The sequence below is a fragment of the Pseudomonas sp. MD195_PC81_125 genome (genome assembly GCF_014060985.1).
Lineage (GTDB): Bacteria > Pseudomonadota > Gammaproteobacteria > Pseudomonadales > Pseudomonadaceae > Aquipseudomonas > Aquipseudomonas parakoreensis.
In genome coordinates this window covers 1-3,052 of sequence record NZ_JABULD010000207.1, presented here as the reverse complement: position 1 = coordinate 3,052, position 3,052 = coordinate 1, and the positions used below count along the sequence as shown (strand labels likewise).

Annotated in this window: 2 protein-coding genes; both read right to left on the bottom strand. The window is 60.9% G+C overall.

The window, feature by feature from the left end; translation table 11 throughout:
- Positions 1 to 25 precede the first annotated feature (25 nt).
- Positions 26 to 1,543 carry an MDR family MFS transporter gene (locus HT737_RS08805; protein ID WP_182402250.1) on the bottom strand — a complete coding sequence of 506 codons (1,518 nt, stop codon included), beginning with the start codon at positions 1,541 to 1,543 and terminating at the stop codon, positions 26 to 28.
- Between the two features lie 79 nt (positions 1,544 to 1,622).
- Positions 1,623 to 2,807: a 4-hydroxybenzoate 3-monooxygenase gene (gene pobA / locus HT737_RS08800; RefSeq protein WP_374011146.1), complete on the bottom strand. Its 1,185-nt coding sequence runs from the start codon at positions 2,805 to 2,807 to the stop codon at positions 1,623 to 1,625.
- Between the last annotated feature and the right edge of the window lie 245 nt (positions 2,808 to 3,052).

The window sequence follows — 3,052 nt, the reverse complement described above, 5'->3', positions numbered from 1 at the left end:
TGCCGCAGGCTGCGATCTTTTGCTGTTATTTGGCGCCGTGCTCGCGCCCGCGCAGCAGGTTGTTCGGCATCGCAATCGCCGCCGCCAGCCCCAGCAGCGACACCGCCGTACTCACCCACAGCAAATGGCGGAACGTCACCGAAAGCTCGGCGCGCAAGGCGTTCTGCGCATCGCCCGGTGCGGCGTTCAAACCGTCGAGCAGCACGTTGCCCGAATGCCCTTCGCTGAGCAGCGAGTTGCTCGCCAGATGGGCGAAACTCGAATCCTGCAACAACGCCAGCAACAACGCCGACATCAAGGCCACCCCCACCGCACCGCCCAGCGAGCGGAACAGATTGGTAGTGCTGGTGGCGACGCCGATGTCGCGCTGATCCACCGAGTTCTGTGTGCCCACCAATGAAGTCGGGAACTGCATGCCGCCGGCAATCCCGCTGAGCAGCATGAACAGACTGCTGACCAGCGTCGCATCCGGTGGGCTGAACGCCATGCCGAGAATCGAAATCGGCATCAGGATCGCACCCGTCAGAATCTGAGGTTTGTAACGACCGGTCACCGAGGTGCGGCGTCCGGCGAAATAGGCGCCTATCGGCAGGCCCATCGCCAGCGGCAGCAAGTGCAACGCCGCCGCATCGGCACCGGCGCCAGTGACGCTCTGAAAGCGCAGCGGCATCAGCACGATCAGCGAGATCGCCTGAAAACTGGTGAAGAAAATCGTGCACCAGCACAGCAACGCGTTGCGGTTGGTGAACAGATGCATCGGCAGCAGCGGCTCGCGCGCCCGGCGTTCATGCCAGACGAACACCGCCAGCACCAGCACCGCACAGGCGAACAAGCCAAGCACTTCGCTGCTGCGCCACGAATGGCCCTGACCGACCTGAGTGATGGCCAGCAGCAACGCGGTCAAACCGATGATCATCAACAGCGTGCCGACGTAGTCGATGATCGGTTTGCGCTGCGGAATCGGCAGCCCGCGCAGGTTGCGATTGGCAACCCACCAGGCGCCCAGCCCCAGCGGCAGGTTGATCAGGAATACCCAGCGCCACGACAGGTATTCGGTCATGTAGCCGCCGAGCACCGGCCCGGCGACGCTGGCCACCGCATACATGCTGCTGAAGTAACCCTGATAGCGCCCGCGTTCGCGGGGCGGAACGATGTCGCCAATGATCGCCTGACTCACCGAAATCATCCCGCCGGCGCCGATGCCCTGGAGAATCCGCGCCAGCACCAGTTGCTCCATGCTCTGCGCCATGCCGCAAAACAACGAGGCGAGGGTGAACAGGCCCATACCGAACAGCATCAATTTGCGCCGTCCGTACAGGTCGCCGAGCTTGCCGTAGATCGGCACGGCCACGGTCATTGCCACCATGTACCCGGAAATCACCCAGGCCAACAGGCTGACGTCCTTGAACTGTGCGGAGATGGCGGGCATCGAGACGGCGACGATGGTCTGGTCCAATGCCCCGAGAAAGATCGCCAGCATCAGCGCGACCAGCACGCTGCGAATGGCCGGTTTGGGAGTTTCAGGCTGGTGAAGATTGGTCACGGGCGGAACCTGCGGGCAGTGAGAATCCCGCAGGCTATCGGGCGAGCGGGGATGCTCGCCAGTGTAAGTCGGTAGGAAGCTATTCGATAGCCTCATAAGGAAGCCCGACGTAATTTTCTGCAATGGTTTTCCGACCCGCTTCTGAACTGACGAAGTAGTCCAGTTCCGAGGCGCTGATCCGTTGGCTGAAAGCATCATGCTCGTCGAAGCGGTGCAGCATCGAAGTCATCCACCAGGAAAACCGTTCGGCCTTCCAGACCCGGCGCAGGCAGATTTCCGAGTATTTTTCCAACAGATCCGTGCGCCCTTCGCGATAAACCTTCAGCAGGATATTGAACAGCGTACTGACATCGCTGGCGGCCAGGTTCAGGCCCTTGGCGCCGGTGGGCGGCACAATGTGCGCGGCATCGCCGAGCAGAAACATCCGTCCGTACTGCATCGGCTCAACGACAAAGCTGCGCAGCGGCGCGATGCTTTTTTCAATCGACGGGCCGGTGACCAGTTTTTCGGCAAGCTCGGCGGGCAGACGGGTTTTCAGCTCAGCCCAAAAGCGCTCGTCGGACCAGTCGGCAACGTTCTCCTCGGCCGGCACTTGCAGGTAATAACGGGTACGGGTGGCCGAACGCATGCTGCACAGGGCGAAGCCGCGTTCGTGACGGGCGTAGACCAGTTCTTCGTGCACTGGCGGGGTGTCGGCCAGAATCCCCAGCCAGCCGAACGGATAGACTCGTTCGAAAATCTTCAGGCAGTCCTCGGGAATCGACTGCCGGGACACGCCATGAAAGCCGTCGCAACCGGCGATGTAATCGCAATCGACGCGCCAGCTTTCGCCGTCCTTTTCGAAGGTGACAAAGGCCTCGTCGCTTTTCATGCCGTGAGGAACGACATGGCTCACCTCATAAAACGACAGTGCGCCAGCCTCCCGACGAGCGGCCATCAGGTCGCGCGTGACCTCGGTCTGGCCATAGACCATCACGGTTTTGCCACCGGTCAAACCCTGCAGATCGATGTGGGCCAGACGCCCATCCAGGGCCAGATCGAAACCGCCGTGCACCAGTCCTTCGGCGTCCATGCGCTGGCCGACTCCGGCTTGGCGCAACAGCTCTACCATGCCTTGTTCGAGCACGCCGGCGCGAATCCGCCCGAGGACATAGTCGGGCGTCTGGCGTTCAAGAATCAGGGTGTCGATGCCGGCGTTGTGCAGCAACTGACCGAGGAGCAATCCGGAGGGACCGGCGCCAATGATGGCGACTTGGGTTTTCAGCGTTTTCATTGTTTTTATGACTCGCAAGCTTCACGCGACGTGAGTCGGTGAATGATTTTTATGGATCGAGTGCTTGCATTTTTCCCTTGCGGGTCTGTCAATTGAAGGTGAAAACTGAGCCGATACCTGTACATTCTGCCAATCGGTGCGATTATCGCCCGCAAACCTCGAGGCCTGGATTGAAGTGATGAACAAGCCTGACCTGCCTTCGATTCCGGTGTTCAAGCTCTACGGTGAAAGCCTGG